Raw genomic sequence first — 22629 nt, forward strand, 5'->3', positions numbered from 1 at the left:
GGGTTACTTGCCCTGGCCTGTGGTGCGGTTGGCATTGTTCTTCTGTTCCTGCGCGGCAGCCGCGCGTGATTCGGCGATACCCACCGCGCGTGCTGCCGCGGCCTTTTCGTCCTTCTGCAGTTCCAGCGGCTGGAACGACCCTTCCGGCGCCAACCAGCCACCGCTGAACCCGGCCCGCTCAAGACCCTTGCGGATGTACGGGTTCTTCTTCATCACTTCCCAGACGAAATCATTCCGGTAGTTGGCGATCATGGTCAGGATCGGACCCTGGTCGATGGCGATGTAGTCGCTGGCGACCCAGCCGCGATCCGGAACCAGGCGCCCGGTCTTGATCGGGATGTCGTAGTTGAAGCTGGGATTGAATGAATCCAGGAAGCCGTAGCTGGAATAGATGTAGTCGCCGTAGCGCTTGTGCATTTCCAGCGTGGCCGGGATCACCTGCTCGGGGGCGAACACCACCGAGGCGATCGCCGCGGTCGGGGCGATGGTGCCGTCGTCGAAGTTCTCGCGCAGGCCGGCGCCGCGCGAGGAGTAGTGGCGGAACTGGCGCTGCTCGCCGCGGTACTCCTGCGTGGTGTTCTGCGGACCATCGCTGGCGGTCAGGCCCCAGACGTTCTCTCCATAGTCCTTCCACTGCATCGGGTTGGCGATGGCGTATTCGCGCTGGGCCAGCGCAGCCGAGCGGCTGTTGAGGAAATAGGTACTGCCGCGCTCGCGCATGTACGCGTCCTGGATGTCGCGGAAGTCGATCCAGACGTGGCTGTACTGGTGGCCGAACAGCGGGCCGAAGGACAGGTATTCCTGGCCCTGGTACACACCCCAGTCGTTGTCGTAGGTGCGCGTCCACACCGTCCACGCGTCCGGGCTGACCGGGTGCGTGGGCGAGCCCAGGGCGAGGATGTAGACCATCATCGCCTCGTTGTAGCCCATCCAGTCGTGGTCGATGAAGCCGCTCTCCGGGAACCAGCCCATCGAGATCAGCGGTGCACGCTGCTGCAGCCACGGCCAGTCGACCTTCTTGTACAACGTATCGGCGATCTGGCGGATTTCCTTTTCGCGCGGATCGTCACCGTCGTAGTACGACTGCGCGAACAGCACGCCCATCATCAGCAGCGCGGTATCCACCGAGGACAGTTCAACCCAGCTGTCGTAGCGACGGCCTTCCTGCATGTCCAGGAAGTGGTAGTAGAAGCCCTTGTAACCTGCCTTGCCGGTGCGCTGCGGGCCCATCGGCACGTCGCGGAAGAATTTCAGGGTGGTCAGGGTGCGATCGATCGCCTGGTTGCGGCTGACCCAGCCGTTCTCGATGCCGATCGGGTACGCGGTCAGTGCGAAGCCGACCGAGGCGATGCTGGCGAACGGCCGCGACGGGTAGCGGTCCGGGGTCAGCCCGTTGATCTCGTTGGTGGTGTCCCAGAAGAACTGGAAGGTGCGGCGCTCGATGTCATCAAACAACGGCGGCAGCTCAGGCTTCATCGGCCGCGGCGGTGCATCGGCTTCGATCAGGATCACCGGCGGCCGCGGCTTGGCAGGCTCCTGCTGGGCCGGCTGGCAGGCGGCGACGGCCAGGCTCAACGCTGCCGCGGACAACAGATGGCGTGCCTGCATGGCGCGATTCCTCCGGTGGTCTGATCGATGGGAAAGCATACCGTCCAATGATCTGAAATCGTTTACAAGATGCGTTCTTAAAAAACCACGAAAAACGTGGTTTGACACCGCGATCATTGCCCACGCCGCTGCCCCCTGCCCGGCAGCGGCGTGGGCAATGGACCGACACCGGGCCGGCCATTGCCGTTTTCACGCGATCGATGCCGCCGGCGAACCGGCGGCATCGGGTCGTGCATCTACATCCGGGCTTAGAAGCGGAAGCCCACTTCGGCCTTGATCTGACGCGGCGTACCGATGATTTCGCCGGTCTCGTTGTAGCTGGCCTGCAGCTTGCCGTTGGTCTTGACGTAGTTGTAGGTGGAGAAGTTGTCGAAGTTGAACACGTTGATGATGTCGATACGCGCGTACAGCTCGGTATCGCCCGGCATCTTGAACGTCTTCGTCGCCTGCAGGTCGACCGAGCGGTAGCCGAAGATCTTGCCACCCACCAGGAACTTGCCGGTGGCGTTGGGCACAGCCGCCTGCGGAGTCGGCAGGGTGTAGCCGCTGGCCTGCATCACCGGGTACCAGTCGTTGACGGCCGTCGGGGTTGCCAGGGTGATCTTGCCGCCGAAGGTGATGCCCCAGAAGCCCGCGTACGAACCGGTCACCACCAGGCGGTGGCGCGGCGCGCCGTTGGAGCGGATGGTCGGGTAGTCACCGATCAGGCCGCGGTCAAACGCGTACTTCTCGTTGATGTCGCGGTTGTGGCGGGCGGTGGTCCAGGTATAGGCGATCGAGGTGCCCCAGCCGCTTTCCTTGGTGAACGGCTTCTGCGCCGACAGCAGCACCTGGGTGGCACGGGTCTTGATGCCCTGCTGGCCAATGATCAGGCTGCCGAAGCCCGGCACGTTGCAGCTCCACGCCTGGCTCAGGCCCGGGTCGGTGCCGCCACACAGGCGCGGATCATCGAAGAACTGGCCGGTCGGGTAACGGTTGCCCAGAGTGAAGGCGAAGCCGTCGTAGCTCAGGGTACGGGCGATGGTGGCATCGGTCAGCCACTCGCCGATCCGGTTGCTCATGCCCAGGCTGAACTGGTCCGAGTACGGCGCCTTCAGCTTGTTGTTCAGCAGGTCGACTTCCAGGCCGGCATTGCTGGTCGCGCCGACCAGCGACTGCAGGTTGCCGATGCCGTTGAGCAGGTTCGGGTTCCAGTCATAGCAGGCGGCCTGGCCGTTGATGCAGGTGCCGGTGGCCGGGTTGCGGAAGTAGATGGTCGGCTGCGGCAGGGCCAGCTTGGTGGTTTCCAGCTGCAGGTTGTCGAACAGGTCACGGTCGTAGGAACGGCCGGCACCACCGTGGATCACATGCTGCTCGTCGGCATTGATGTCGTACGAGAAGCCCAGGCGCGGCTGCCAGGCATCCTTGAACGCTTTGCGGTTATGACCGTTGCTGATGTAGTCGCTGATGTCCAGGCCGCCCAGCGCCAGCGAATCGGCGTAGGTCTGGCCGGCAGGCGCACGCGGATCCTGCGAATAGATGGCGTCGACCACCTGCTGCGGGGTTACGAAGTCCAGGTAGGTCGGGGTCTTTTCGTAGTCCCAGCGCAGGCCGATGTTCAGCTGCAGATGGTCGTTGACCTGCCAGTCGTCCTGGATGAACACGCCGTACTGCTTGGACTTCGAACGGACTTCGCCGGACACCCCCGACACGCCGGTCACCGGCTTGACGAACTGCGCCTTGTACGGAATCGAATCCGGGAAGTCCGGATCGCCCAGGGAGTAGGTGAAGGTCGGGTTGATCTGTGCCGCATCGGAGGCGTACAGGTCGATCTGCTTGTACTTCACGCCCATCTTGATGGTGTGGTCGCCGGCCCACTGGATGCCATCCAGGGTCAGGTTGTCTTCGATCGACCAGCCCTTCTGGCCCTTCACCTGCGAATCCAGTGCCGAGGCGCCACCGATCTTCACCACGGTGCGGTCTTCGGGACCGTCCGGCGCGGTGTAGGTGATGCCGTTGGCCAGCGTCAGCGGGGTCGGGTTGTTGAACGAATCTTCGTGGGTGAGCATCAACTCGTTGTAGTAGCGCTCACCGCTGTGGTTCCAGCGCAGGGCGTAACGACGGTCGGTGTTGACCACTTCGCGGCCGGCTTCCGGCGAGGTCTGGCCACTGAACTGAGACTGGGTTTCGTCACGGTCCTGGAAAGTCAGCTCGATGCGATCATTGTCGGTCGGCTCGAAGTCAATCTTGCCGAAGATCAGGTCCTGCTGGAACGGCTGGCTGGCCGGGCCGAGGCCGGCGGCGCCGGCAGGCGGCAGCAGACCGGCGGCCCCGGTGACCGCGCCATCCGGCGCGATGGTGACCGGCAGGTCGAAGCGCTTGGCTTCATAGGTCACGAAGAAGTGGGCCTTGTCCTGGATGATCGGGCCACCCAGCGCGAAGCCGTATTCCTTCTCGGCCGAATCCTCCTTGCCCTTGTTCGGCTGGCGTTCGGCCGGGGTCATCGCGCGCATGCTGTCGTTGGTGTAACGGTAGAAGGCTTCACCCTTGAACTCGTTGGTACCCGACTTGGTCGCGGCGGTGACGGCAGCACTGGACACCTGGCCGTACTCGGCCTTGTAGTTGCCGCTGATGACCTTGTACTCGCCAATGGCCAGCTGCGGGAACGGATTGCCGGCGCTGCCGGACTGGCCGGCGACGCCGCCGCCCTTCACGTAGCTCTTCTGGCCCACACCGTCGATGTACACATTGGTGCCATCGGCATTGGTGGCACCACCACGCAGCGAGGTGTTGCCCTTGGCATCACGGGTGAAGATCAGGCCCGGCACCGCGTCGGCGAACTCCAGGAAGTTGCGCGAGACCTGCGGGGTGGTCTGGATCTGCTGCAGGCTGACGGTCTTGCCCACTTCCGAGGTGCGCACTTCCTGCAGCAGGGTCGGCGCGACGACGTTGACGGTGTCCAGGTTGGTGGCTGCGGTCGAACCCGGGGTGCTGCTGGCTGCGCCGGCAAAGTTCAGCGTCGCGGTCGAAGCGACGGTGACGGTGACCTTCTGCGACTGGCCGTTGGCGACCACGTCGTAGGTGCCCGGGTCCAGGCCCATCAGCGAATAGCTGCCGTCGGCGCGGATGGTGCCGCGACGGACGGTACCGGTGGCCACGTTGGTGGCGGTGACTTCGGTGCCTGCCTGCGCGCCGGCGACCTGGCCGCGAAGGCTGGCATTGGCCGACTGCGCCATGACGTTCGGAGCAGCAGCCAGCATCAGGCAGCTGACCAGCGCGGTGCTCAGCAGCCGGCGTGCCGGCGTGCGGAAGGTGGTATGCATCATCAACTCAATCTCCGGGTGGCGGTAACCGCTTGCGCGGTCCCTGCGATCAATCAAAAAAGAAGGAACGCCTCTGGCTTCAACGGCCCGATGGCGGAGTGGTGGAATCGCGAACTATCAAGCGGGGAACCAGGGTCTGCTTGTCCCCTGTCCCATCCGTGGAGGTGCCGTCCATCAACTGCAGCAGGCGCGTCATGGCCCGGTCGCCGAGCTCGGCGATGCTGACCTGCATGGTGGTCAGCGACGGGTGCACGAAACGCGCCAGTGGAATGTCATCGAAACCCGCCAGGGCCACATCGGCCGGGACACGGACCCCTGCCTGCGTGAACGCATACAGGCAGCCCAGGGCCATCATGTCGTTGGCGGCGAACACGGCATCGGGCAGCGCTCCGGCTGCCAGCAACTCCTGACCGGCGCGATGGCCGGAAGCTTCGTCGAAATCACCGGGCAGCTCGATGCCCTCGGCGCCACTGCCAAACGCCACCAGCGCGTCACGGAAGCCGCGCAGGCGCTCTCGCGCGTCGAAGTTGAGGTCCGGGCCAGAAATGAATGCAATGCGGCGGTGGCCGGCGTCCAGCAGGTGGCGGGTCATCGCCATCGCACCCGCGTGGTCGTCGATGCTCAGCACCGGGTGGTCCTGCCCGGGCAGATAGGTGTTGATCAACACCGTCGGCAACGACTGCGGCAGGTTGTCGGTCAGGAAGCCCGGGCTCTCGGCATAGGGCGAGAGCACCAGCAGGCCGTCGACGCGGCCGCGCATGGCACGCAGGGCGGCGCCCTGCTGTTCCTGGTCACCGTGGTAGCTGGACACCAGCAGGTGCTGGCGGCGGTTGCGGGCCACCCCGTCGATGCCGCGCATCAGCTCGGAGAAGAATTCGCCGTACAGGTCAGGCAGCACCACGCCCACCGTATTGGTGCGGCGGCTGCTCAGGCTGCGGGCGGCGGCGTGCGGGGTGTAACGCAGCCGTGCGGCCACCTCCAGCACAAGCTGGCGGACCGGTTCGGCGACATTTTCATGCCCGTTGAGCGCGCGGGAAACCGTGGCCACGGAGACCCGGGCTTCGCGTGCGACGTCTTTGATTGTGATAGCTGCCTTGTTCACGAAGCCGCCCTCCACGGCTTGGACCTACCAGCATTGGCGCGGAATGTAAGCGTTTCCATCTGGGCTTGTAAACAGTCCGTTAGGCGAATGTCCCGAAATGGACATGAAAATCTGTCCGTGGCGAGGCCCGTGCGGACCGGCCAGGACAGTGCGGGACAAGGGCTCAGCCCTGTTCTGACGGGGTATGTGCGCGGATGGACAGCGCGTGGATATCGGTGTCCATCATCGACCCCAGCGCGGCGTAGACCGCGCGATGCCGGGCCAATGGAGCCAGTCCGGCGAAGCGTTCACTGACCACATGCACGTTGAAGTGGCCGCGCCCGTCGCGCGCACCGGCATGGCCGGCATGGCGATGGCTGTCATCCTCGATCTCCAGCACGCTGGGCGCCAGCGCCTGCTGCAGTGCATCACGAATCCGCTCGATCCGTTCCGCGTTCACGGCAGGACCTTGCGGAACGGGCGTACCTGCACGCGGGTGTAAACGCCTGCAGCCACGTACGGGTCGGCATCGGCCCAGGCCTGGGCCTGAGGAAGGGACTCGAACTGCGCGATCACCACCGAGCCACTGAAGCCGGCCGGGCCCGGGTCTTCACTGTCCACCGCCGGGCACGGGCCGGCCAGCAGCAGGCGCCCCTCGTCGCGCAGCGCGTGCAGCCGCGCCAGGTGTTCCGGCCGCGCCTGCAGCCGCTGCGCCAGCACATCCTGGCCGTCATACCCCTCGATCACATACCACACCGGCATTTCCTCGCTTGCGTTGTCGGGTCCGCAGATTCTAGCCAATGCAGCCCCCGCCCCGGTCCGGCTGGACACTGGCGCGGCAAAGGCTTACCCTAGCCTCCATTGCACGTGGCTGGATGCAGCAGCCCGTCGGTTTTTGCGGCCAACGCAGCCCCCGACGACCGATCCGCTGCTTCAAACCGGACCACCTGGCCGGGCCACGTAGACGACCTCCCCGTAGTTCTGTCGCTGCCGTTTACTGCGGCGCGTCCTGCTGTTTGATATGTGTGGAATCGCGCCGATCCCGGCGTGTCTGGTGCCCTGGGGCTCCGTGGCGTTGGCCCGGTGAACCCGGTGCCGCGACTGGTCCGTTGCAATCCTGATCTCCATTAGATGACTTCCGAACTCGCGCTCGACGCGAACCCGCCAACCCGGCCGCCCGCCCCCCAGCAGCAGGAAATGCCGCTGGCCGTGGTGCATGGGCAACCGGTCCTGCAGATCCCGCAGGACCTGTACATTCCGCCGGACGCGCTGGAAGTCATCCTGGATGCCTTCGAAGGCCCGCTGGACCTGCTGCTGTACCTGATCCGCCGCCAGAACCTGGATGTACTGGACATTCCCGTCGCCGAGATCACCCGGCAGTACGTGGAATACATCACCGTGATGCGCGAGCTGCGCTTCGAGCTGGCGGCCGAGTACCTGGTGATGGCCGCGATCCTGGCCGAGGTGAAGTCACGGATGCTGCTGCCGCGCCCGGTCAGCGAGGAAGGCGATGAAGCCGACCCGCGCGCCGAGCTGGTGCGCCGGCTGCAGGAGTACGAACGTTTCAAGCAGGCCGCCGAGGACATCGACGCCCTGCCCCGCCAGGACCGCGATACCAGCCTGGCACATGCCTTCATGCCCGAACGCGCCACGGTGAAGCTGCCGCCGCCGGTGGACCTGAAGGAAATGCTGCTGGCCCTGCACGACGTGCTCAAGCGCGCCGAGCTGTTCAGCGGTCACGCCATCAAGCGTGAGGCACTGAGCGTGCGGCAACGCATGGGCGAAGTGCTGGGACGCCTGGAAGACGGCAGGTTCTATCGTTTTGAAGGGCTGTTCACCGCTGAAGAAGGCAAGCTGGGCGTGCTGGTCACGTTCCTGGCGGTGCTGGAGCTGGCCAAGGAACAGCTGCTGGACATCGTCCAGGAAGAACCGCTGGCGCCGATCTACGTGAAGTCGCTGGCTGCCGGCAACACCAACGCCCCGCTGCAGTTCAGCAGCGAGTTCGACGACAACGACGACGCCGCCAATGCAAACGAGTGAGCGCTGACTGCCGATGGATCAATCGCTGATCAACCGCATTGTCGAGGGTGCCCTGCTGGCTTCCAGCCAGCCGCTCACCCTGGCCCAGCTGAAGGACCTGTTCCCGGAAGAGGAACCGGCACCGCCGGGCAGCATCGAACGTGCGCTGGAACGCCTGCGCGAGGCCTGCGAAGGCCGCGGCGTGGAACTGGTCGAGGTCGCCTCCGGCTTCCGCTACCAGGTTACCGGCGAAGTGCATGGCTGGATCAGCCGACTGTGGACCGAACGCAAGACCCGTTACACCCGTGCCACCCTGGAAACCCTGGCGCTGATCGCTTACCGGCAGCCGATCACCCGCGGCGAGATCGAGCAGGTGCGCGGCGTGGCGGTCAGCAGCAACATCATCCAGGCGCTGGAAGAACGCGAATGGATCCGCGTGGTTGGCCACCGCGACGTGCCCGGCAAGCCGGCGCTGTTCGGCACCACCAAGGGCTTCCTGGACTACTTCGGGCTGAAGCGGCTGGACGAACTGCCGCCGCTGTCGGAACTGAAGGACCTGGGCGAGCTGGAACCGCAGCTGTCCCTGGACCGCGATGCACCGGCCGCCGCCAGTGCCGCCGGTCCAGACATCTCGGCCGGCGCCGATGGCGCTGCCGCGAACGATGACGCCGGCCTGTCCGGCAGTGACACCCCCGATTCCGCCGATGCAGCCCCTGCGTCGGCCACCGATGAGCAAGCACCTTCGCCCCTCGATGATGGGCACCCCGATTCCGCGCCGGGCGAGCGCGCGGTGCCAGTGAACGAACGCGAAGACAACGCCGTCGCGATGACGACCGTGGCTGTTGACCAAGCCGATTCCGAACCAGAGGCCGACCTCGAAACCGTCGGCCGGAGCAAAACTGATGAGTGACACCCCCCGTAACAAGCTCTCGCTGAAGCGCGAAGCCACCTCCGAACAGTTCAAGCTGGAAGAGCGCCTGCACAAGGTGCTGGCCCAGGCCGGCCTCGGCTCGCGCCGCGCGCTGGAACAGCGCATCGCCGAAGGCCTGGTCAAGGTCAACGGTGAAGTCGCGCAGACCGGCATGTCGGTCAAGAGCGGCGACAAGATCGAACTGGATGGCCGCGGCTTCGTCGCCACCGCCCTGGCCGAGCCGTCGCGCGTGCTGGTCTACAACAAGCCGGAAGGCGAAGTGACCACCCGCGATGATCCGGAAGGCCGCCCGACCGTGTTCGAGTCGCTGCCGCCGCTGAAGGGCGCGCGCTGGATCGCCATCGGCCGCCTGGACATCAACACCACCGGCCTGCTGCTGGCCACCACCGACGGTGAGCTGGCCAACGCCATGATGCACCCGTCGTTCGAGGTCGAGCGCGAGTACGTGGTGCGCGTGCGTGCGCCGGAAGGCGAGGAAAAGGTCTCCGACGCCATCGTCGACCGCCTCACCCGTGGCGTCGCGCTGGAAGACGGCCCGGCCAAGTTCGACGAGATCGAACGCATCGGCGGCACCGATTCGCACGACTGGTTCCGCGTCGTGGTGAAGGAAGGCCGTAACCGCGAAGTGCGCCGCCTGTGGGAATCGCAGGGCTGCCAGGTCAGCCGCCTGAAGCGCACCCGCTATGGCAAGGTGAGCCTGCCGCGCGAACTGGCCCGTGGCCATTCGGTGGAACTGGGCACCACGCAGGTTGAAGCCCTGCGCGCGCAGCTGAAGCTGGAAGAAGGCGCACCGTCGGCACTGACGCTGCAGCCGGTGATCGGCCAGCGCCGCGCCGCCAAGACCACCGTGCGCGTGCGCGAAGGTGGCCGCGGCAATGCCTACGTCAACGGCCACAATACCGCCGACGAAGGCCGCGAGCTGCGTCGTTTCGACAACGTCCGCGAAGACCGCGGCCGTGGTCGCGGCGGCAAGGGTGGCGGCTTCAAGGGCGGCCTGACGGTCAGCGGTGAAGCCGCAGCCAAGCAGTCGCAGAAGCCGTTCAAGCAGCGCGCCCAGAAGAACGATCGTTCGCTGCCGGAAGGCAATCCGGCGGCGTTCCGCACCTGGTACGTGCCGGATGGTGTGAGCACCGGCCCGAGCGGCCATCGCAACGCCGGTCCGGGCGCACGTGGCCCGGGTGCCCGTGGTCCGGGTGCGGGCGGCCAGGGCCGTCCGTATGGCAAGCCGAAGGGTCCGGGTGCAGGCGCCGGTGGCGGCCAGGGCCGTGGCGGTTTCGGTGGTGAAGGCCGTGGCGGCGCAGGTGGCCAGGGTCGTCCGGCCGGTGCGGGCAATCGCTCGCAGGGCCAGGGCAACAAGCACCCGTACGGCCATCCGGGCAATGCCCCGAGCTTCCCGTCCGACCACGCCACCCCGGGCTTCAACCCGTATGGCAGCCCGAAGCCGGCACAGGGCGCCCGTCCGGGCGGTCGCGGTCCGGGCGGTGGCAACAACCGTGGCCCGGGCGGTAACCGTGGTCCCGGTGGTCCGGGTGGCAACCGTGGCCCAGGCGGCCCCGGTGGCAACCGCGGTCCGGGCGGCCCGCGCCGCAGCGGCCCGCGCGGCGGCTGATCGCTGGCCACACTGAAATGAAAAACCCCGGCTCCGGCCGGGGTTTTTCTTTGGAAAAGGGGACGGAGGGGATTAAGTCGTTTTTGCCTCAAAGGGGCGAAAGCGACTTAATCCCCTCCGTCCCCTTTTGCATGGCGCTGGAAGGCGGCGGGAGTGGTGCCGGTCATGCTGCGGAAAAAGGCGATGAACGGGCTCTCGGCGGAAAAGCCGGTGTCCTGCGCCACATGCGCGACGCGATGGCCCAACAACAGCAACTCCATGGCCCGCATCAGGCGCCATTGTTGACGCCAGGCCTGGTAGCCCATGCCGGTATCACGCTGCATCAACCGGCCGACCGTGCGCACGCTCAGGCCCGCGCGCGCGGCCAGCTCACCCAGTTCGGGCGGCAACTGCTCGGCCAGCGGCAGGCAGCGCGCGATCCGCGGGTCGCGTGGCAGCGGCAGGTCCATCGGCGCCACCGGGGCGGCGGCGATCTCCAGCATGCACAACGCCAGTTGGTGGTGCGCGCGCGGTGCCCGCCAGTCATGGTCGAACGGCGCCTGCGCGATCGGCTCCAGCAATGCCTGCAGCAGGGGACCGACGCCCATGATCACAGGCTGCTGCGGCAGCTGTGCCGACATCGCGGCATCGAAATACAAGGAGCGATAGTCCACAGCCTGGCGCATCTGTGCCCGATGGCGCAGCCCGCCGGGAATCCACGCCGCGCGCGAGGGCGGCAGCAGGCTGATGCGGTCGCCGAAGGTCAGCCGCGTGCAGCCCCGCCGGGCATACAGCAACTGCGCGCGCGCGTGCTGGTGCCACCCCGAATCATGATCGGCCAGCGACGACGCGATGCCCAGCACCGGAGCGCTCCAGGCATCGGCGTCGAAGTACGCGTCCGGCTGCAACCAGGCCATGTCTGATTTCATACATTCAATGACAGGATGGATAGAGTGCGCCATTGCAGGCACCACCACAATGCGCGGCCCTGTTCCTGGAGCGCCCGCATGTCGCGTCGCCTGTTGTTGCTTACCATCGCGCTGCTGATGTTCCCCCAGCTTGCGCAGACCCTGTACAGCCCCGCCCTGGCCGACCTCGCCGGGCGCTTCGCACTGCCCCCCGCCGCCGCCAGCCAGGCCATGAGCCTGTACCTGTTCGGTTTCGCCGCCGGTGTCCTGCTATGGGGGCGGCTGGCCGACCATATCGGCCGTCGCCCTGCCCTGCTCTGCGGCCTGGCCGTGTTCGCACTGGCGGCCTGCGGCGGCCTGCTGGCCAGTACGTTCGGCCAGGTCCTGCTGGCCCAGGCACTGGCCGCACTGGGTGCGGCGGCGGCCTCGGTGGTAACCCAGACCGTACTGCGCGACCACCTGAAGGGACCGGCGTTGGCGCAGGCGTTCTCATGGATCGGCATGGCGTTGGCCTTGAGCCCGGCGATCGGGCTGGCACTGGGCGTGCTGCTGGTGGACAGCCATGGCTATGCCGGCGTGCAGGCCGGCCTGCTGCTGATCGTCATCCTGCTGATGCTCGGATGCGGATCCGGCCTGCAGGAGAGCCGCCCCGCCGAAGTCGTGCACACACCCCTGCTGCCACTGTTGCGGCAGCTGCTGCGTGATCGCTGGATCTGGTCACAGGCGCTGCTGGTGATGGCGTTCAACGTGGCCATGTACAGCTGGTACGCGTTGGGCCCGTTCGTATTCGAACGCCTGCACTGGCCGCTGGCCTGGTTCGGTGCCAGCGGCGCGGTGCTGGCACTGGGCTCGGCGCTGGGCGCATGGAGCAATGGTCGCCTGCTGCGCGCAGGCATTGCCTCGGCCACGCGCATCCGGCTCGCCGCAGGGCTGGTGCTGGCCGGTGGGCTGTTGGCTGCATTGCTGCGCAATCAACCGGCACTGGTCGCGGCGATGGTACCGGTGGTGGCCGGGTTCGGCCTGGCCATCCCCAATGTGCTGGGCCAGGCCCTGCGCGGATATCCGCACTGCCTGGGCAGCGCGGGCGCCCTGTTCGGCCTGCTCTACTACCTGTTGATCGGCGTGGCGATGGCCGTGGTCGGTGCACTGCAACTGCTGGCACCGACACTCATCGTGTGCGGCCTGCTTGCATTGTGGCTGCAGCGGCCGCGCCCGGTTGCGGCCTAGGAATTGCTGCAAAGACCGCGCACTGTGCGCTGCTTCCGGAATCGACGCCACTGCGCTGGCTATCGTGCGCGCTCTCCCCAACGAGGCAGATGCCCATGGTCACCATTACCGCCGAACAGGCCCGCGCCAACGCCGATGCCGCTACGCGTCCCATCGACCAGTACTACCGCGATCTCGACACGTCGATCCGGGCAGGGTCGGAGAATGGTCGCCGCTACATCGTGTTCGGCTTCAACCAGGCACTGGCCAGCGAGCGGCTCGTCGAGGGCGTCGTCGCGCAGTTGCTGAACAATGGCTTCGAGGTCAAGCAACTGCCCAGCGACGCCGAGCAGCATTACATCCATATCAGCTGGGAAGGGACCGAGCCGGCCCCACTCAACGCCGGCTGATGGTGAAGGCGGAGCCGTCCACGCCCAGGTCCCAGCCCTTGCCGGTGCCGGACAGGGCCAGCGAGATGTCGCCCTTGGTCATCACCTGCGCATTGCTGGACTTCACTGCGCCCGCATGCGCGCCCACCGAGGCGTAGGTACCCAGCAGCTCGTTGACGCTCACGGCACCAGTGAAGCTGCCACGGCCATTGGTGATCTTCGACTTGCCCACGGTCAGGCCGCCGCCCTTCACTTCGATGCGCACCGGCAGGCTGGTGCCGTTGCTGCAGCTGACCGTGCCATTGCCGGAGGCGGTCTTGTAGATCAGTGACCAACCGGACAGGTTGTAGCGCAGCTGGCAATCGAGGTTACCGGCAGCGTGCGCGGCCGGGGCCAACGCTGCGGCCGACAGGGCCAACAGCAGGGCGAAGGGCTTGTTCATGGCGGGACTTCCAGTTCGGTCGGACTGCCGGCGAATCTAGCAGCGCGCGCGTGCACGTTGGATGCAGGCGCGCGCGCTGGTGCGGCAGTGTTCAGGCCGTCGCTCAGGCCTGTTCGTCCAGGTGGAAGGCATCGGCATCGAGCATCGCCGGGAAACGCGCGCGGTGCGCGGCCAGCGCCTCGGCCGAGATGGTGGTGGTGACTACCTGTTCGCGCTCGCGGATCTCCACCTGCGGCTGGCCAAGGAAATCCAGCACTGCGCTGTCGCCGGCGTAGTGCAGCTGGTTGCCATCGACGCCGATGCGGTTCACCGCCGCCACGAAGCACAGGTTCTCGATCGCCCGCGCACGCAGCAGGGTCTTCCACGCATAGGCGCGTGCCGACGGCCAGTTGGCGACGAAGATCTGAAGGTCGAAATCCAGCTGCTGCGGACGCTCCACATTGAAGCGGTTGCGGCAAAACACCGGGAAACGCAGGTCGTAACAGACCTGCGGATTGATCCGCCAGCCCTTCCATTCCACGCTCAGGCGCTCACGGCCGGCGGCATAGCGCTCGTGCTCGCCGCCGTAGCGGAACAGGTGCCGCTTGTCGTAGTACTGCAGCCCGCCATCAGGCGTGGCGAACAGCAGGCGGTTGTAGACGCCCTCGCCCTCGCGCAGCTGCACGCTGCCGATCACCGCCGCGTTCAAGGCCTTGGCCTGTTCACGCACCCAGGCCACGGTCGGACCGTCCATGCCTTCGGCCTGGGCGATGGCGTCGTTGGAGAAACCACTGGTGAAGGTCTCCGGCAGGATCACCAGATCGGTGTTGCCAGCCAGCGGTGCCAGCAGCGCGCCGTAGTACTCACGGTTGCCCGCCGGGTCATGCCAGCGGGTGTCACCCTGGACAAGGGAAATGCGCAGGTCCTGCATGTCCACGCCTCCGCTCACAGCAGGCGCAGGCGTTCGATCGCCGCGTCCATGGTCGCTTCATTCTTGGCGAAGCACAGGCGCACCAGGCGCTGGCCGGCCGGCGGGTTTTCGTAGAACGGCGACAGCGGGATGGCGGTGACGCCCTTCTCGATGGTCAGCCACTTCACGAACTCGTGATCCGGCAGGTCACTGATGGCCGAGTAGTCGACCAGCTGGAAGTAACCGCCCGGCACCGGCAGCGCCTTCAGGCGGGTGCCTGCCAGCTGCTCGCGGAAGCGGTCGCGCTTGGCCTGGTAGAACGCGCCCAGCTCCAGGTGGTGTTCGGGCTCGTCGCGGATCATCGCGGCGAAGCCGTACTGCGCCGGGCCGAAGCTGGTGAAGGTGTTGTACTGGTGCACCTTGCGGAACTCGGCGGTCAGCGCCGGCGGGGCGATCGCATAACCGATCTTCCAGCCGGTGCAGTGGTAGGTCTTGCCGAAGCTGGAGATGACGAACGCGCGCTCACGCAGTTCCGGGTAGCGCAGCGCCGATTCATGGCGGCGCCCGTCGTAGATGATGTGTTCGTACACCTCATCTGAGATCAGGTAGATCTGCGTGCCACGCAGCAGTTCGGCCAACGCCTGCATATCCTGCGCCGACAGCATCGCGCCGGACGGATTGTGCGGGGTGTTGACGATCAGCATGCGGGTGCGCGGGGTGATCGCTGCACGAACGCGGTCCCAGTCGACCGCGAACGTCTGCGGATCGAGCGACACATGCACGGCCCTGGCGCCAGCCAGGTCGATCGCTGGTTCGTAGCAGTCATACGCCGGGTCGAGCACGATCACTTCTTCGCCCGCACGCACCACGGCGTGGATGGCGTTGAAGATGGCCTCGGTGCCGCCGCTGGTGACGGTGATCTCGCTGTCCGCATCGACCTGCGCGCCGTAGCAGTCCAGCGCCTTCTGTGCGATGGCCTGGCGCAGCGGCGCCACGCCGGTCATCGGCGGGTACTGGTTCAGCCCGGCGGCCATCGCCTTGGCGGTCTCGTCGATCAGGCGCTGCGGCGCCGAAAAATCCGGGAACCCCTGGCCCAGGTTGACCGCGCCATGTTCGGCGGCGAGCTGGGACATCACGGTGAAGATCGTGGTACCGACCTTGGGCAGCTTGGTGGTGGGTTGCATCGGCCTGGGGATATGGGGAGACAGACCCCTGAGTTTACGCAATCCCTGCTTCGGTAGTGCCGGCCGCTGGCCGGCAACCCGGGACGATCTGCGACGCTGGGGCGCGCCTGCCGGCCAGCGGCCGGCACTACCCTGTGAATTCACCGCTACAATTGCCGCCGCACTCCGGCATGAAGACCTTTGCCCCTTGAACACCCCTGCATTGCTGGCCGCCAGCGGCCTGAGCTTCTCCCGCAATGACGAGCCGGTGTTCGGCCCGCTGGACTTCCATGTGGACGCTGGCGAAGCCCTGCTGGTGCAGGGCGGCAATGGCGCCGGCAAGACCACCCTGCTGCGCGTGCTGGCCGGCCTGGCCCGGCCGGGTGCCGGCCAGGTACGGATCGACGGCAAGCCGGCCAGCAATGCCGAGCGCGCGCGCTACGTCGCCTATCTCAGCCACCTGCCGGCCCTGAAACCGGACCTCGGCACGCTGGAAAACCTGCATTTCCTGTGTGGCCTGCACGGCCGCCGTGCGCGGCAGATGCCCGGCAACGCGCTGGCCATCGTCGGCCTGGCCGGTTACGAGGACACTCTGGTACGGCATCTGTCGGCCGGACAGAAGCGGCGGTTGGCACTGGCGCGCATCTGGCTGTCGCCGGCGCCGCTGTGGCTGCTCGACGAACCCTACGCCAATCTCGACCTGGAGGGCATCACCCTGGTCAACCGGATGATTTCGGCGCACCTGCGCGCCGGTGGCGCAGCGCTGGTCACCACCCACGGCGCCTACGCCGCACCGCCGGTGCGTACCCGCCAGCTCGACCTCGGCGGTGCCGCATGATCGCGCCGGGCACCGAACCGGGCCTGTGGCAGACCGCGGGCGCCCTGCTCAAGCGCGACCTGCGCCTGCTCTGGCGCCGCCGCGGCGACGCGCTGCAGCCGCTGCTGTTCGCGGTGCTGGTGGTGGTGCTGTTCGCGCTGGCCCAGGGCCGCGAACCGCAACTGCTGGCCGCCACTGCCGGCGCGGTGTTGTGGCTGGCCGTGCTGCTGGCGGGGCAGCTGTCGCTGGATTCGCTGTTCCGTTCCGACGCCGAAGATGGCTCGCTGGAACAGTGGCTGCTGGCGCCGGTGCCGCTGGCCTGGCTGGTACTGGTGCGCGTGCTGCTGCATTGGGCCACCACCGCGCTGCCGCTGATCGTGGTCAGCCCGCTGCTGGCCGAAATGCTGCATCTGCCGCATGACCAGCTGCCGATGTTGCTGGCATCGTTGCTACTGGGCACGCCGTTGCTGAGCCTGATCGGTGGCGTGGTCGCTGCACTGACCGTTGGCATCCGACGCTCTGGTATTCTCGTGGCGCTGCTGTCGTTGCCGCTGTACGTGCCGGTGCTGGTGTTCGGTGCAGGCAGCCTGGCGGCAGCCGGACGCGGGCAGGATCCGGTCGGTGCGCTGCTGATGCTGGGCGCCGGCCTGCTGGTCGCGCTGGTGCTGGCGCCGCTGGCCACTGCCGCTGCAATACGTATTTCTCTGAGTTGACCGAGCTGAGAGCCAATCCACCCCTGCTGGATAGCCGCCACGCATGAATCCGATTGTCCGCTGGTTCCACCAACTCGGTTCGCCTCCCACGTTCGACCGTTTCGCTGCCCGCTGGTCGCGGGTGTTCTACCTGGCTGCGGTGCCGGTGCTGCTGGTCGGCATGTGGCAGGCGCTGCTGGTGGTGCCGCCGGAAGCCAAGCAGCTGGACAGCTTCCGCATCCTCTACATCCACGTGCCCAGTGCCTGGATGAGCCTGTTCGTGTTCGCGCTGATGGCGCTGTATGCGGCCATCGCGCTGATCTGGCGGATCAAGGTCTGCGAGATTCTGGCCATGGCCTGCGCGCCGATGGGCGCCGGCTTCACCCTGATCACCCTGTTGACCGGCAGCATCTGGGGCAAGGGCACCTGGGGCACCTGGTGGGACTGGGACCCGCGCATGACCAGCGAACTGGTGCTGCTGTTCCTGTACCTGGGCGTGATCGGCCTGTACCACGCGATCGAGGACCGCCGCAGCGCAGCGCGCGCAGCCGGCCTGCTGGCCATCGTCGGTGTCAGCCTGCTGCCGGTGATCCGCTATTCGGTGGACTGGTGGGGCGGCCTGCACCAGCGCCAGTCGATCAACGTGTTCGGTGAATCGGCGATCAGCAGCGCGATGATCGCGCCGCTGTGGTGGATGGTGATCGGCACCAAGTTCTGGTTCGCCGGTTCGGTGCTGGCCAAGGCCCGCGCCGACAATCTCGACCGCGAGGCCGGCAAGGCCTGGGTCGGTGGTCGCGTCGATGCCGAACGCCCGGCCCGGGAGGCCCAGCCATGACCCACCTGCCCTATGTGATCGGCGCCTACGCCGTGTTCGTGCTGGTGCTGGGCGCCGACGCGCTCGGCTCGTGGCTGCGCCTGCGCGTGGCGCGCCGCCTGGCCCTGGCCCGGCAGCAGCGCCAGCAGACCCGCGCCAGCAAGCAGGAGGCCGCCGCGCCGCTGTCGACGGAGCTGGAACGATGACCCCGGTACAGCGTCGCCGCCTGGCATGGGTGTTGCTGGCCCTGCTCGCCTCCGGCCTGGCTACCGCACTGGTGGCGATGGCACTGGAGCGCAACATCGCCTACCTGTACACGCCCGCCGAAGTGCTGCGTGGCGATGTCGATGCGCAGTCGCGCTTCCGCCTGGGCGGCATGGTGGTGAAAGGCTCCTTCAATCGCCCGGTCGGCTCGCTGGAGGCGCGCTTTGAAGTGACCGACGGCGATGCACAGCTGCCGGTGACCACCTCGCGGATCCTGCCGGACATGTTTGCCGAAGGCACTGCGGTGGTCGCCAGTGGCCGCCTGCAGGACGGCGTCTTCGTCGCCGATGAAGTGCTGGCCAAACACGATGAGAAGTACGTGCCGAAGGAAGTGGCCGACAAGATGGGCGATGCCCACCGCAAGCACGACGTGCCGGTGACGGCACCCGAGGTGCGCTGAGTGCTGCCCGAACTGGGTCAGATCCTGCTGTTGTGCGCGCTGCTGGCCTCGCTGCTGCAGGCAGGCCTGCCGCTGGTGGGTGCCCATCGCAACAACCCGGCCTGGATGGCGGTGGCACGACCGGCCGCCTTCGCACAGCTGCTGCTGGTCGCCGGCGCGTTCGCGGTGCTCACCGCCGCATTCGTGCAGCAGGATTTCTCGGTGCGCTACGTGGCCGAGAACTCCAATTCGCTGCTGCCGATGATCTACCGCTATTCGGCGGTGTGGGGCGCGCACGAAGGCTCGCTGCTGATGTGGGCGCTGGTACTGGCGCTGTGGACCGGCGCGGTGGCGCTGTTCTCGCGGCACCTGCCGGCACCGGTGCAGGCGCGCGTGCTGGCGGTGATGGGCGTGGTCAGCGTCGGCTTCCTCGCCTTCCTGATCTTCACCTCCAATCCGTTCCTGCGCCTGAACCCGGCGCCGCTGGAAGGTCGCGACCTCAATCCGCTGCTGCAGGACCCGGGGCTGATCATCCACCCGCCGATGCTGTACCTGGGCTATGTCGGCTTTGCGGTGCCGTTCGCGTTCGCGGTGGCGGCACTGCTGGAAGGCCGCGTCGATGCACGCTGGCTGCGCTGGACGCGGCCATGGACCAACGTCGCCTGGGGCTTCCTGACCCTGGGCATCGCATTGGGCAGCTGGTGGGCCTATTACGAGCTGGGCTGGGGCGGCTGGTGGTTCTGGGACCCGGTGGAGAACGCCAGCTTCATGCCATGGCTGGTCGGTGCGGCATTGATCCACTCGCAGGCCGTCACTGAAAAGCGCGGCACCTTCGGCAGCTGGACGCTGTTGCTGGCGATCGCCGCCTTCGCGCTGTCGCTGCTCGGCACCTTCCTGGTGCGCTCCGGCGTGCTGACCAGCGTGCATTCGTTCGCCGCCGATCCCTCGCGCGGCCTGTTCATCCTGGTCTTCCTGTCGGTGCTGGTGGGCGGCAGCCTGCTGCTGTACGCCCTGCGCGCCAGCCAGCTGAGCGTGGACGCCGATGACCCACGCCGTGGCTTCACCGCCACCTCGCGCGAGACCCTGCTGCTGGCCAACAACCTGCTGCTGGCCACCGCCTGCGCGATGGTGCTGCTCGGCACGCTGTACCCGCTGCTGGCCGACGCGCTGTCGCTGGGCAAGATCTCGGTCGGCCCGCCCTACTTCGGCAGCCTGTTCCTGCTGCTGATGGCACCGATGATCCTGCTGCTGCCGTTCGGCCCGCTGGTGAAATGGCAGCGTGACCAGCCCTCGCGTGCCTTTGCGCTGCTGGCACCGTGGCTGGGCCTGGCACTGCTGCTGGGCGCGCTGGCCTGGTGGCGGGCGCCGCAGAACGGCTGGAAGGCGGGTATCGGCGTGGCCGCGGCGGCCTGGGTCGCGCTCGGCACCGCCCGCTTCGTCTGGCAGCGACTGCGCGGCAATGGCCGCTTCACCGCCGAAATGCTCGGCATGATCGTCGCCCACACCGGCATTGCCGTGTTCCTGGCTGGCGCGCTGCTGGTGGAGGCGCTGAACGTGCAGCGCGAAGTGGCGCTGGCACCAGGCCAGCAGCTGGTGGTCGGTCGCCACGAAGTGCGCTTCGAGGGCGTGGACCATCGCGAAGGCCCCAACTTCATCGCCGACCGCGGCCACCTGCGCGTGTTCCGCGACAGCCGCGAGCTGGCCCTGCTGCATCCGGAGAAGCGCCAATACGCCAGCGGCGGCCAGGTGATGACCGAGGCCGGCATCGATGCACGCTTCGACGGCGATGTCTACGTGGCATTGGGCGAGCCGCTGGGCAACAATGCATGGGCGGTCCGGGTGCACATCAAGCCGTTCGTGCGCTGGATCTGGCTGGGCGCGCTGTTGATGGCCCTGGGCGGATTCATCACCGCCGCCGATCGCCGTTTCCGTCGTCCGTAGGAGTTCCCATGTCCGAGTCCCCCGCCCCGCGTCCCTCCCGCCCGCTGCCGCCGGTAGCCATCGTGATCGGCGTGCTGTTCTTCTTTGGCCTGCTCGGGCTGATGATCTACGGGGTGATGAAATCGGGTGACCCGCAGCGCGACGTACTGCCGTCGGCACTGATCGACAAGCCGGCGCCGGCATTCGCGCTGCCGGTGCTGCACGACCCGGAAATGATCGTGCACAGCGACGACCTGCGCGGCGCGCCCTACCTGCTGAACGTGTGGGGCAGCTGGTGCGCGGCCTGCCGCGAGGAACACCCGGTGCTGACCCGCTTCGCCGAAAGCAAGCGCGTGCGCGTGATCGGCTACAACTGGAAGGACGACCCGACTGACGCGCTGCACTGGCTGGAGCAGCTGGGCAACCCGTTCATGGTCGTGCTCAGCGACGTCGAGGGCCGTACCGCGATCGACTGGGGCGTGACCGCCGCGCCGGAAACCTTCCTGATCGATGGCAGCGGCATCGTGCGCTGGAAGTACAGCGGCGCGATGACCCAGCGCGTGGTCGACGAGAAGCTGATCCCGGCGCTGCAGAAAATCGAGAAGGCCCAGGGCAGTGCCGGCAACCCCCTGCATACGGCGCCCTGAGCCGATGCGCTGGCTGCTGGCGCTGTTGCTCCTGATGCTGCCGCTGGCCGCGCTGGCCCAGCAGCCGCTGCACGATCCGCAGCCGCTGCAGTTCCGCGATGATGCCGAGGAACGCCGCTTCCATGACCTGGCCGCACAGCTGCGCTGCGTGCAGTGCCAGAACCAGTCGCTGGCCGATTCGAACGCGCAGATCGCGCAGGACCTGCGCCGCGAGGTGCTGCAGCTGATGCAGCAGGGCCACGACGACGCGCAGATCAAGCAGTTCCTGGTCGCCCGCTACGGTGAGTTCGTGCTCTATCAGCCGCCGTTGCAGCCGGGTACCTGGCTGCTATGGGGCGGCCCCCTGCTGGTGCTCGGCGCCGGTGCACTGGTGGTGCTGGGCATTGTCCGCCGACGTGGTCGCACCGTCGGCGCCGCACCGGCCGGCAAGGCCGATGAAGGAGACGGATGGTGAGCCATTGGCTGCCGGTGCTGGCCGGTCTGGTTGCTGCACTGATGGCAGCGCGGGTGATGTGGCCACTGCGCCAGCAGGGGCGCCGTGGTTTCGTGGTGGGCGTGCTTGCGCTTGGCGTAGCCGGCGCCTGCCTGTATCTGCTGGTCGGTGACCCGCGTGCGGCACAGGTGCAGCCGGCGCCCTCGGTGGCGACATTGCGCGATGGCGTGCAGGCCCTGCAGGACGCACTGAAGCGTGATCCGCAGCGTGCCGATGGCTGGGCATTGCTCGGACGGTCGCAGGCCGAGCTAGGCAATGTCTCAGCCGCGGCGGATGCCTTCGCGAGGGCCGCCGCATTGGCACCGGATGATCCGGGCGTACTGGTGGAAGCCGCGCAGGCGCGCGCGCAGGCGGATGCCGGCAAGCAATTCGATGACACCGCAATGGCATGGTTGCAGCAGGCGCGCGCACAGGCTCCCGATGCAGAGCGCGCCAGCTGGCTTCTGGGCATCGCCCTGCGCCAACGCGGAAAGAATGCCGAGGCCGCTGATGTGTGGAGTGGCCTGCTGCCACGGCTGGAGCCCGGCGCCGCGCAGGCGCTGCAGGCGCAGATCGCCATCGCCCGTGAAGCCGCCGGCCAGGCGCCCGATGCCGCGCCTGCAGCGCCACCGGCGCTGCTGCAGGTGCGCGTGCAGCTGCCTGCGCTGAACGACGCCGAGTGGCCCGCCAGCACCCAGGTGTTCGTACTGGCGCGGGCCGTGGGTGGACCGCCGATGCCGGTGGCCGCACGCAAGCTGCCGCTGAGCGGATTCCCGGACACGGTCGGGCTGGGCGACGGTGACAGCCCGATGCCGACCGCACCGCTGTCGGCCCATCGCGAAGTGGAAGTGCTGGCACGCATCTCGCGCACCGGCAGCGCCAATCGCGGTGAGGACGACCTGCAGAGCGTACCGGTGAAGGTAAGCCTGCCGCACCAGGGCGTGGTGGAGCTGCGGTTCCCGTAGTGCCGGCCGCTGGCCGGCAACCACGCAGGCGCATCAGGATTCATGAGGTTGCCGGCCAACGGCCGGCACTACCTGCATCGACGATGGAAACCAGCGTGTCGCCAGCTCCACATGCGGCCCCGCTAGAATGCGT

The 22629-nt window shown here is 67.3% G+C and carries 23 protein-coding genes; 14 read left to right on the forward strand and 9 right to left on the reverse strand.

Annotated elements, in window-relative coordinates:
* Positions 1 to 3: 3 nt before the first annotated feature.
* From EGM71_RS13670 to EGM71_RS13690, 5 genes are all read right to left on the reverse strand, one after another.
* Positions 4 to 1608, reverse strand: coding sequence for a glucoamylase family protein (locus tag EGM71_RS13670; protein ID WP_005417626.1), 1605 nt, complete (start codon positions 1606 to 1608; stop codon positions 4 to 6).
* Positions 1609 to 1856: 248 nt separating this feature from the next.
* Positions 1857 to 4913, reverse strand: a complete 3057-nt coding sequence (locus EGM71_RS13675; protein ID WP_188485355.1) for a TonB-dependent receptor — start codon at positions 4911 to 4913, stop codon at positions 1857 to 1859.
* A 76-nt stretch (positions 4914 to 4989) separates the two neighbouring features.
* Positions 4990 to 6027 carry a LacI family DNA-binding transcriptional regulator gene (locus EGM71_RS13680; RefSeq protein WP_042358849.1) on the reverse strand — a complete coding sequence of 346 codons (1038 nt, stop codon included), beginning with the start codon at positions 6025 to 6027 and terminating at the stop codon, positions 4990 to 4992.
* A gap of 148 nt (positions 6028 to 6175) precedes the next feature.
* Positions 6176 to 6451, reverse strand: coding sequence for a BolA family protein (locus tag EGM71_RS13685; RefSeq protein ID WP_014647753.1), 276 nt, complete (start codon positions 6449 to 6451; stop codon positions 6176 to 6178).
* The gene (locus tag EGM71_RS13690; RefSeq protein ID WP_014037825.1) at positions 6448 to 6747 is read right to left on the reverse strand and encodes a YciI family protein; all 300 of its coding nucleotides are present in this window, start codon (positions 6745 to 6747) and stop codon (positions 6448 to 6450) included. Before EGM71_RS13690 ends, EGM71_RS13685 begins: the two co-directional genes overlap by 4 nt.
* Positions 6748 to 7122: 375 nt before the next feature.
* Here EGM71_RS13690 and EGM71_RS13695 point away from each other — a divergent pair, with 375 nt between their 5' ends.
* Genes EGM71_RS13695 through EGM71_RS13705 form a run of 3 tightly spaced genes read left to right on the forward strand, consistent with a single transcriptional unit; the run spans position 7123 to position 10550 of the window.
* Positions 7123 to 8031 carry a segregation and condensation protein A gene (locus EGM71_RS13695; protein ID WP_188485356.1) on the forward strand — a complete coding sequence of 303 codons (909 nt, stop codon included), beginning with the start codon at positions 7123 to 7125 and terminating at the stop codon, positions 8029 to 8031.
* A 13-nt stretch (positions 8032 to 8044) separates the two neighbouring features.
* The gene (gene scpB, locus EGM71_RS13700) at positions 8045 to 8920 is read left to right on the forward strand and encodes an SMC-Scp complex subunit ScpB (RefSeq protein WP_188485357.1); all 876 of its coding nucleotides are present in this window, start codon (positions 8045 to 8047) and stop codon (positions 8918 to 8920) included.
* Entirely contained in the window at positions 8913 to 10550 is a 1638-nt protein-coding gene (locus tag EGM71_RS13705) for a pseudouridine synthase (RefSeq protein ID WP_188485358.1), read from the forward strand. Before scpB ends, EGM71_RS13705 begins: the two co-directional genes overlap by 8 nt.
* Positions 10551 to 10657: 107 nt before the next feature.
* On the opposite strand, the gene EGM71_RS13710 is transcribed toward EGM71_RS13705, so the two are convergent.
* The gene (locus tag EGM71_RS13710) at positions 10658 to 11446 is read right to left on the reverse strand and encodes an AraC family transcriptional regulator (protein WP_188485359.1); all 789 of its coding nucleotides are present in this window, start codon (positions 11444 to 11446) and stop codon (positions 10658 to 10660) included.
* A gap of 90 nt (positions 11447 to 11536) precedes the next feature.
* On the opposite strand from EGM71_RS13710, the gene EGM71_RS13715 reads away from it, so the two are divergent.
* Positions 11537 to 12664, forward strand: a complete 1128-nt coding sequence (locus tag EGM71_RS13715; protein WP_188485360.1) for an MFS transporter — start codon at positions 11537 to 11539, stop codon at positions 12662 to 12664.
* A 95-nt stretch (positions 12665 to 12759) separates the two neighbouring features.
* On the forward strand, positions 12760 to 13053 hold the full coding sequence (locus EGM71_RS13720; RefSeq protein ID WP_188485361.1) for a hypothetical protein: 294 nt from the start codon (positions 12760 to 12762) through the stop codon (positions 13051 to 13053).
* On the opposite strand, the gene EGM71_RS13725 is transcribed toward EGM71_RS13720, so the two are convergent.
* From EGM71_RS13725 to EGM71_RS13735, 3 genes are all read right to left on the reverse strand, one after another.
* Positions 13040 to 13474: a hypothetical protein gene (locus EGM71_RS13725; RefSeq protein ID WP_188485362.1), complete on the reverse strand. Its 435-nt coding sequence runs from the start codon at positions 13472 to 13474 to the stop codon at positions 13040 to 13042. The genes EGM71_RS13720 and EGM71_RS13725 overlap by 14 nt on opposite strands.
* A 103-nt stretch (positions 13475 to 13577) precedes the next feature.
* Entirely contained in the window at positions 13578 to 14384 is an 807-nt protein-coding gene (locus EGM71_RS13730; RefSeq protein ID WP_188485363.1) for an amidohydrolase, read from the reverse strand.
* 14 nt (positions 14385 to 14398) lie between these two features.
* A complete protein-coding gene (locus EGM71_RS13735) occupies positions 14399 to 15547 on the reverse strand; it encodes a pyridoxal phosphate-dependent aminotransferase (protein WP_188485364.1) in 1149 nt (382 codons plus the stop codon).
* Between the two features lie 247 nt (positions 15548 to 15794).
* Between EGM71_RS13735 and ccmA the strand changes: the two genes are divergently transcribed.
* From ccmA to EGM71_RS13780, 9 genes are read left to right on the forward strand one after another with little or no spacing between them, the layout of a single operon-like run.
* Positions 15795 to 16364 (forward strand): heme ABC exporter ATP-binding protein CcmA, encoded by a 570-nt coding sequence (ccmA, locus tag EGM71_RS13740; protein WP_414616775.1) that lies wholly within the window; start codon positions 15795 to 15797, stop codon positions 16362 to 16364.
* Complete coding sequence (gene ccmB, locus EGM71_RS13745) at positions 16361 to 17056, forward strand: heme exporter protein CcmB (protein ID WP_006456616.1); 696 nt, start codon at positions 16361 to 16363, stop codon at positions 17054 to 17056. Before ccmA ends, ccmB begins: the two co-directional genes overlap by 4 nt.
* A 43-nt stretch (positions 17057 to 17099) precedes the next feature.
* Positions 17100 to 17870 carry a heme ABC transporter permease CcmC gene (gene ccmC, locus EGM71_RS13750; RefSeq protein ID WP_087923100.1) on the forward strand — a complete coding sequence of 257 codons (771 nt, stop codon included), beginning with the start codon at positions 17100 to 17102 and terminating at the stop codon, positions 17868 to 17870.
* Complete coding sequence (locus EGM71_RS13755; RefSeq protein ID WP_188485365.1) at positions 17867 to 18055, forward strand: heme exporter protein CcmD; 189 nt, start codon at positions 17867 to 17869, stop codon at positions 18053 to 18055. Before ccmC ends, EGM71_RS13755 begins: the two co-directional genes overlap by 4 nt.
* Positions 18052 to 18513 (forward strand): cytochrome c maturation protein CcmE, encoded by a 462-nt coding sequence (gene ccmE, locus EGM71_RS13760; protein WP_053450293.1) that lies wholly within the window; start codon positions 18052 to 18054, stop codon positions 18511 to 18513. The genes EGM71_RS13755 and ccmE overlap by 4 nt, the downstream gene beginning before the upstream one ends.
* Positions 18514 to 20433: a heme lyase CcmF/NrfE family subunit gene (locus EGM71_RS13765; protein WP_188485366.1), complete on the forward strand. Its 1920-nt coding sequence runs from the start codon at positions 18514 to 18516 to the stop codon at positions 20431 to 20433.
* Positions 20434 to 20441: 8 nt separating this feature from the next.
* A complete protein-coding gene (locus EGM71_RS13770; protein ID WP_188485367.1) occupies positions 20442 to 21059 on the forward strand; it encodes a DsbE family thiol:disulfide interchange protein in 618 nt (205 codons plus the stop codon).
* Between the two features lie 4 nt (positions 21060 to 21063).
* Positions 21064 to 21513, forward strand: a complete 450-nt coding sequence (locus EGM71_RS13775) for a cytochrome c-type biogenesis protein (protein ID WP_188485368.1) — start codon at positions 21064 to 21066, stop codon at positions 21511 to 21513.
* Positions 21507 to 22496 carry a tetratricopeptide repeat protein gene (locus tag EGM71_RS13780; protein ID WP_188485369.1) on the forward strand — a complete coding sequence of 330 codons (990 nt, stop codon included), beginning with the start codon at positions 21507 to 21509 and terminating at the stop codon, positions 22494 to 22496. The genes EGM71_RS13775 and EGM71_RS13780 overlap by 7 nt, the downstream gene beginning before the upstream one ends.
* The last annotated feature ends 133 nt before the right edge of the window (positions 22497 to 22629 follow it).

Source organism: Stenotrophomonas maltophilia, from assembly GCF_006970445.1.
In the GTDB taxonomy this organism is placed as follows: Bacteria; Pseudomonadota; Gammaproteobacteria; order Xanthomonadales; family Xanthomonadaceae; genus Stenotrophomonas; species Stenotrophomonas maltophilia_AU.